Source organism: Siphonobacter sp. (assembly GCF_048595215.1).
In the GTDB taxonomy this organism is placed as follows: Bacteria; Bacteroidota; Bacteroidia; order Cytophagales; family Spirosomataceae; genus Siphonobacter.
Genome location: NZ_JBMDWJ010000193.1, coordinates 1 through 6370, shown reverse-complemented (window position 1 = coordinate 6370; position 6370 = coordinate 1). Strand labels below are relative to the sequence as shown.

The window sequence follows — 6370 nt, the reverse complement described above, 5'->3', positions numbered from 1 at the left end:
TTATTAACTATTTGATAATCAAAAAATTATGTACAAAAATTTGTTGATTTGAAAATCGTCCATGTACCTTTGCAGCCGTTCTGAAGAAGTTCGTTGGGCAAGCGATTTAAACCGATCATCCAAATAATATTCCGTTTGACTGCTTTCTTCTTCTTTCAACCAACAATCAATTCTACTTTTGAAACGTCTTTTAAACAAAGACGCCTTGATTTAACACACAGCCATGAAAAACATCATCAAGTCCCTTGCCCTTCTGCTTACCCTGAGTACGTTCGCTGCCCAAGCCACGGATCTGGAAAAAAATCCTGGTACTGACAATGCAGCCAACACCTTCCAGACCAATGTCTTTAAAGGTAAAAAAGCTACGCAATTCTATTGCTTTGTGGATAAGCAGGCAGGTCAACGTTTAACGATCACGATTCGTGACCAGAAGAATAACGTTCTCAACGAACAGTACATCCCTAAGAACACGACGCATGTAGCTCAGGTGATGGATTTGAGTCAGTTAGCCGATGGTGATTATACCCTGACGATTTCCGATGCCAACCGTATGGTCGTACACCCGGTACGTATTACGACGGCCGCTTCGGTACGTTACGTATATGTATCGGAAGACGACACCGCTACGGTGAAATAAGCACATTCCATACGATTTCCCAGGAACGGTGGCTTTCGAAAGAAGGTCGCCGTTTTTTTGTGGATTGGGGTCTAAGCGATGGAAAGTAAAGGGCATAAAAAAACCCGGCGGATTCCACCGAGTCTTTCCCGTAAAAGCCATGAAAACAATAAATGATGTTCAAACATAAGTTAATTATTCCGGAAATCAAAACCTTCAAAGGTCCTATTTTCAAAATTTTTATAAATGCTTCCCTCTTTTTAGTACGAAAAAATGCGGTTTTGCCTGAACAAAACCGCATTTTCAATAAGGAATCAAAGATCGATTTTCTATTTTTTGGGATAAGGAATAATTAGTTTTTCCCCTTTCTCTACGTAGTTTTTAGTCTTCCCATTCGCTTTCATCAAGGCGTCCACCGTTACGCCATATTTCTGGGCTACGACACGCAGAATATCGCCCTTTCCTACGGTATGCGTCGCGTAGACGGGAATCTTGAGATTTTTACCCGCCTGTAATTTTGTCGGATCTACATCAGGGTTTGCCGCCTTAAGCCGACTTTCGGAGATACCATATTTCGTAGCGATGCTGTAAAAGGTCTGTCCCCCATTGACTTTATAGGAAATAGCCCCGCCCCGGGCCACGACTGCCTCGGTGCTCTTTTCAGCCTTTTTCTCCTCTTTCTTTTCTTCTTTTTTCTCCGTTTTCGCTACGGCCTTCTTCGTTTCAGTGGCCGTATCTGTCGTACTGGCAGGGCCCATGGTGGGTGTCGCATCAATGGCTTCCGGTTGTACGGCGGGCGGCGTGGGCACGTCCGAAGCTACGTTTTCGGAACTGGCATCCGTAAAGGCTGCCGTTTCTACTTTCTGCGGCGTCAGCGTCACGGCGTCTTCATCCATAAAATACGCGTAGCCAATGTACAGCAGGGCAACGACTACGATAACGAGCACGCCGAGCGTAATGGTGGGTAGACTGGAGCCTTCTTTGGGGTTTCGTTCTTCCATAGCGTTCATTATAGTGGGTGAGGACCGCTGACGGCCTTCCCTTCGAGTGGGCTGAGATTAAATTACGTCTGTTTAAGCTGGAGGCAAACCTTCACGAGCCTGTTGGCTCATTTCAGCCACTTTTGTTTCTAACGAAATTTTATAGTCCTGCAATTTATCGGCGATTTCTTTATTTGCAACCCCTAAAATCTGGATCGCTAAAATTCCGGCGTTTTTTGCTACAATTAAATCCACCGTGGCCACGGGTACGCCCCCCGGCATTTGCAAAATGGAGAGAACGGAGTCCCAGCCATCGATGGAGTTCGACGATTTAACCGGTACCCCAATCACGGGCAGCGTGGTGACGCTGGCAACCATACCCGGCAGGTGAGCCGCTCCGCCCGCTCCGGCGATGATGACGTCAATGCCTCGTTCGCGGGCGGATTGAGCGTACTCAATCATTTTTAAAGGGGTACGGTGGGCGGATACAATATCAATCTCGTACGGTACGCCAAATTCATTACAAACGTCGACAGCTTCCTGCATGACCTTCAGGTCCGAAATGCTGCCCATGATAATTCCAATCATTGGGTAAAAGTTTTCAGTTTACGGTTGACAATTTTCAGCTTTTATACCGTCTTGGACAGGGATTACGCGAAAACCCTTTGCTTTCAAAAATTGAAAACGGGAGACGGTCCACTGAAAACCCTACGCGATAATGCGAACTGCGTTTTTTAGGTTTTCTACTTTTCGTTTCAGGCTTTCCAGCTCTTTATCGACGATGGTGACGTGGCCCATTTTCCGGAAAGGCTTGGTCATGGTCTTGCCATACAGGAAGGGATGTACACCGGGGGTTTCCAGCAGTGTCTCCATGCCTTCGTAGCGGGCTTCCCCTTCGTAACCTTCAGCCCCGAGCAGGTTGATCATCGCCGCGTAGGAATGAGCGTGGGTATCGCCCAGGGGGTAATTGAGTACGGCCCGCAGGTGCTGCTCAAACTGGCTGACATCATTGGCCCGCAAGGTATGGTGACCCGAGTTATGCGGACGAGGGGCTACTTCATTAATGAGAATTTCACCGTCTTTGGTCAGAAACATTTCTACCGCCAGCAAACCAACAATCCCAAACGCTTCCGCCGTACGGCTGGCGACAAACTGAGCCCGGGCATTTACTTCTTCGCTCACCGAAGCCGGTGCAAACAGGTACTCCACCATATTAGCTTCGGGGTGAAAAACCATTTCTACGGTGGGAAAAGTTTTTACGTCACCGCGCTGGTTACGAGCGACAATGACGGCTAGTTCTTTTTCAAAATCAACGGCTTTTTCCAGTAACCCCGGAGCATCGAAGGCTTTGTCAAAATCAGCCGGGGTAGCGATGCGTTGTACCCCGCGACCGTCGTAGCCTCCTTTACCCAGTTTATTGAAAGCGGGCAGAAAATCGGCGTACTGACGGGCATCTTCCCGGTTTTCGGTCAAAATGAAATCGGACGTAGGTAAGTGATGATCGCGGAAAAACTGCTTCTGTACGCGTTTATCCTGAATAATTTCCACGATTTCCGGTTGCGGGAATACACGTACCCCTTCGCTTTGTAACTGCTTGAGGGCCTCCAGGTTGACGGCTTCAATTTCAATGGTCAGTACGTCCAGGTCCTTTCCAAAAGCGTATACGGTATCAAAATCCTGAAACGATCCCAGCACAAATTCCGGTGCGATGCGGGCACAGGGAGCGTCCGGGTCCGGATCGAGTACTTTGATGGATAAGTCAAAATCGATGGCTACCTGTAGTAGCATCCGGCCTAATTGGCCACCGCCCAAAATGCCGAGCCGAGTATGAGGAGTAAACATGCCGCAAAGATACAGGGCTAAAGGAAGTTGTGTAATTTTTAGGCGGAGTTTTGAGTTTAGCGTTGGGAGTTTGGTGTTAATCTTGCCGCCTGGCAAACGTTGCCAGGAAGCTGAAAACCCCAAAGGGGTTCAATAATGTATAGCCCCGTATAAAATGCGGGGTAATGACGCAATACCTGATTGGCAAGGGATATAGCAAACGTTCAGCAAGATAGACGTGGACTTTAGGAACTGAGTAAGTCCATACCTCCGGCCTTTTAAAAAATATTCCAATCCATCCCTTAGTCATGAAACCCTATCGATTCCTGAAACATACCGGCTGGCCGCTCACGCTTTATATACCTGGCCTGCCCATCAATGGCATCACGCTCTGGCCTTTCATCATTGTGACGATGCCACAGCCTTCGGCCTCCCTGATGAATCATGAACGTATTCATATTCGGCAACAGGCGGAGCTACTGGTATTCCCCTTCTACCTCTGGTACGTAACGGAATACTACTGGTATCGCCTGAGCGGCTATTCCGCAAATGCGGCGTACCACGCCATTCGCTTCGAGCGGGAAGCTTACCAACACGAACGTTTATTGACGTATCTATCCAAACGTCCCTTCTGGGGCTTCTTACGCTTCTAAAACAAAAGCTGCCAGCGATTGGGCTGGCAGCTTTTATGAGGTTGATCTTTACTTAAGCCTCCCCTACGGGCCCGTTATAATGCCCCGGTAATTGAAAGCCCGACGGGCCCCCTCCTTCGTTAATCGGGCCATAATTTTCTTCGTATTTCGCCAGATTATCCTGCAGGGCATTCATCAGACGCAGAGCGTGATCGGGGGTAATGATCACGCGGGATTTCACTTTCGCCTTGGGTACATTGGGCATTAACCGTACAAAGTCAATCACGAATTCACTCTGCGAATGCGAAATGATGGCCAGGTTAGCATACGTTCCTTCCGCCATCTCTTCGGACAGTTCAATTTCGATTGGGTCGTTCTGCTCGGCAGTTGGTTGATTGGACATATCAGTAGTCATTAAATAAATGCGTTTCGTAAAATTTAAATGAGACCCGGGCGAACTTCTCAGCCACAAATCGAATTCTTTTCAGAAGAAAACTAAAGTAGGTAATCGACGGCCGGATTTGCAAAAAGTCAACTCGAAAAGCGTAAAAAGGTCCATACCAGAAGCCGTTTCCTCGTTTTACCTGATTTTGTAGAAAACCTAGTTCTTTTTTAAAGGATAGGCCCGGCTTTTCCCGTATATTTGTCCTTTGTTTCCATCAACAATATTGCTCCATGAAGGTTGCTCTTCGTTACCAGGAACTTTTTGAAAATCGTCATAACAACGCAGATGAGGCCGATCGTCAGGCTATGCTGTCTGAAATTGGCGTAAAATCGGTTGAAGAACTCATCAGCCAAACGATTCCCTCTGCCATCCGTCGGGCCCAATCCCTGAATCTTCCCCCGGCTCAAACGGAATTTCAGTTTTTGGACGAATTCAAGAAATTAGCGAGTCAAAATAAAGTTTACAAGAGCTACATCGGCACGGGCTATTACGATACCTTCACGCCGAATGTCATTCTTCGCAACATTCTGGAGAACCCCGCCTGGTATACGGCCTATACCCCGTATCAGGCCGAAATTTCACAGGGTCGCCTGGAAATGCTGCTTAACTTTCAGACCCTGATCATTGAGTTGACGGGACTGGAAATTGCCAATGCTTCCTTACTTGACGAAGCAACGGCAGCAGCCGAAGCCTTGCACCTGCTACACGCCCTGAAAAAAGGTACCAAAGCAAAGGCGGATACCTTCTTTGTTTCGGATCGTTGCCATCCCCAAACCATCGACCTGCTGCACACGCGGGCGACACCGATTGGGGTAAAAATTCTGGTAGGCGATCACCGGACGATTGATTTAACCAACGAAAACATTTTCGGAGCCCTGCTGCAATACCCCGCTACGGACGGAGCGGTATTTGATTACAGCGACTGGATTGCCTCGGCTCACGAACTGGATATTAAAGTAGTCGTAGCAGCCGACCTGCTGGCTCTGACGCTGCTGACGCCTCCCGGCGAAATGGGAGCCGACGTCGTGGTAGGTTCAGCTCAGCGGTTTGGCGTTCCCATGGGTTACGGTGGACCGCACGCGGGCTACTTTGCTACGAAAGACGAATACAAACGCCAGATGCCCGGTCGTCTGATCGGCGTATCGGTGGATGCCGAAGGCAACCGTGCTCTTCGCATGGCCCTGCAAACCCGCGAGCAGCACATTCGCCGGGAAAAGGCTACGTCTAATATTTGCACGGCTCAGGTATTGCTTTCGGTGATGGCAGCGGCGTATGCCGTGTACCATGGTCCCGAAGGTCTGAAGAAAATTGCTCAGCGTACGCACGCGCTGACGCAACTCACGGCTCTGGCTTTGAAAGAACTGGGCTACGAAGTACTGACGGAAGCGTTCTTCGATACCATTCGGGTGAAAGTGGCCGACGAAAGCGTAGTAAAAGCTGCCACAGAAGCCGCTGAAATCAACCTGCGGTATTTCGGTGACAGTACGGTTGGCATTTCTTTCGACGAAACCAAGAACTATCAGGATGCCGTTCAACTGATTGGCATTTTCTCCACGCTGGTTAGCAAATCGGTTAACCTGGACGAAATTGAATCAGCACTTAGTTGGGAATTCAATGACGTACTGACGCGTCAATCCGCATTCCTGACCAATCCCGTTTTCAATACGCACCATTCGGAGCACGAAATGCTGCGGTATTTGAAATCGCTGGAAAATAAAGATTTATCGCTGGTACACTCCATGATCTCGCTGGGATCGTGTACCATGAAACTCAACGCCACCACGGAGATGATTCCCGTAACCTGGCCTGAGTTTGGCAAACTGCACCCCTTTGCTCCGAAAGACCAAGCGGCCGGTTATCAGACCTTATTTAAAAA

The 6370-nt window shown here is 48.5% G+C and carries 7 protein-coding genes; 3 read left to right on the top strand and 4 right to left on the bottom strand.

The annotated features are described in order from the left end of the window. The first annotated feature begins 223 nt into the window (after positions 1-223). Positions 224-637, top strand: a complete 414-nt coding sequence (locus tag ACOJTG_RS11395; RefSeq protein WP_420153919.1) for a hypothetical protein — start codon at positions 224-226, stop codon at positions 635-637. A gap of 308 nt (positions 638-945) precedes the next feature. Here ACOJTG_RS11395 and ACOJTG_RS11390 read toward each other — a convergent pair whose 3' ends face one another. From ACOJTG_RS11390 to ACOJTG_RS11380, 3 genes are all read right to left on the bottom strand, one after another. Continuing rightward, positions 946-1617 carry a LysM peptidoglycan-binding domain-containing protein gene (locus ACOJTG_RS11390; RefSeq protein WP_420153918.1) on the bottom strand — a complete coding sequence of 224 codons (672 nt, stop codon included), beginning with the start codon at positions 1615-1617 and terminating at the stop codon, positions 946-948. 72 nt (positions 1618-1689) lie between these two features. Further along, positions 1690-2184 (bottom strand): 5-(carboxyamino)imidazole ribonucleotide mutase, encoded by a 495-nt coding sequence (gene purE / locus ACOJTG_RS11385; protein WP_420153917.1) that lies wholly within the window; start codon positions 2182-2184, stop codon positions 1690-1692. A gap of 120 nt (positions 2185-2304) precedes the next feature. Further along, positions 2305-3438 carry a 5-(carboxyamino)imidazole ribonucleotide synthase gene (locus ACOJTG_RS11380; protein ID WP_420153916.1) on the bottom strand — a complete coding sequence of 378 codons (1134 nt, stop codon included), beginning with the start codon at positions 3436-3438 and terminating at the stop codon, positions 2305-2307. A gap of 287 nt (positions 3439-3725) precedes the next feature. Here ACOJTG_RS11380 and ACOJTG_RS11375 point away from each other — a divergent pair, with 287 nt between their 5' ends. Further along, complete coding sequence (locus ACOJTG_RS11375; protein ID WP_420153915.1) at positions 3726-4070, top strand: hypothetical protein; 345 nt, start codon at positions 3726-3728, stop codon at positions 4068-4070. Positions 4071-4122: 52 nt separating this feature from the next. Here the strand turns inward: ACOJTG_RS11375 and ACOJTG_RS11370 are convergent, their stop codons facing one another. Beyond that, the gene (locus ACOJTG_RS11370) at positions 4123-4452 is read right to left on the bottom strand and encodes a DUF3467 domain-containing protein (protein WP_094815193.1); all 330 of its coding nucleotides are present in this window, start codon (positions 4450-4452) and stop codon (positions 4123-4125) included. A 272-nt stretch (positions 4453-4724) separates the two neighbouring features. Between ACOJTG_RS11370 and gcvPA the strand changes: the two genes are divergently transcribed. Continuing rightward, positions 4725-6370, top strand: a 1646-nt coding sequence (gcvPA, locus tag ACOJTG_RS11365) for an aminomethyl-transferring glycine dehydrogenase subunit GcvPA (RefSeq protein WP_420153914.1), incomplete at its 3' end; no start/stop codon positions are given.

What these genes read in the sequence shown, in the direction of transcription:
- ACOJTG_RS11395 (WP_420153919.1), top strand. Translation starts at nt 224, where the DNA reads ATGAAAAACATCATCAAGTCCCTTGCCCTTCTGCTTACCCTGAGTACG.
- ACOJTG_RS11390 (WP_420153918.1), bottom strand. Translation starts at nt 1,617, where the DNA reads ATGGAAGAACGAAACCCCAAAGAAGGCTCCAGTCTACCCACCATTACG.
- purE (WP_420153917.1), bottom strand. Translation starts at nt 2,184, where the DNA reads ATGATTGGAATTATCATGGGCAGCATTTCGGACCTGAAGGTCATGCAG.
- ACOJTG_RS11380 (WP_420153916.1), bottom strand. Translation starts at nt 3,438, where the DNA reads ATGTTTACTCCTCATACTCGGCTCGGCATTTTGGGCGGTGGCCAATTA.
- ACOJTG_RS11375 (WP_420153915.1), top strand. Translation starts at nt 3,726, where the DNA reads ATGAAACCCTATCGATTCCTGAAACATACCGGCTGGCCGCTCACGCTT.
- ACOJTG_RS11370 (WP_094815193.1), bottom strand. Translation starts at nt 4,452, where the DNA reads ATGTCCAATCAACCAACTGCCGAGCAGAACGACCCAATCGAAATTGAA.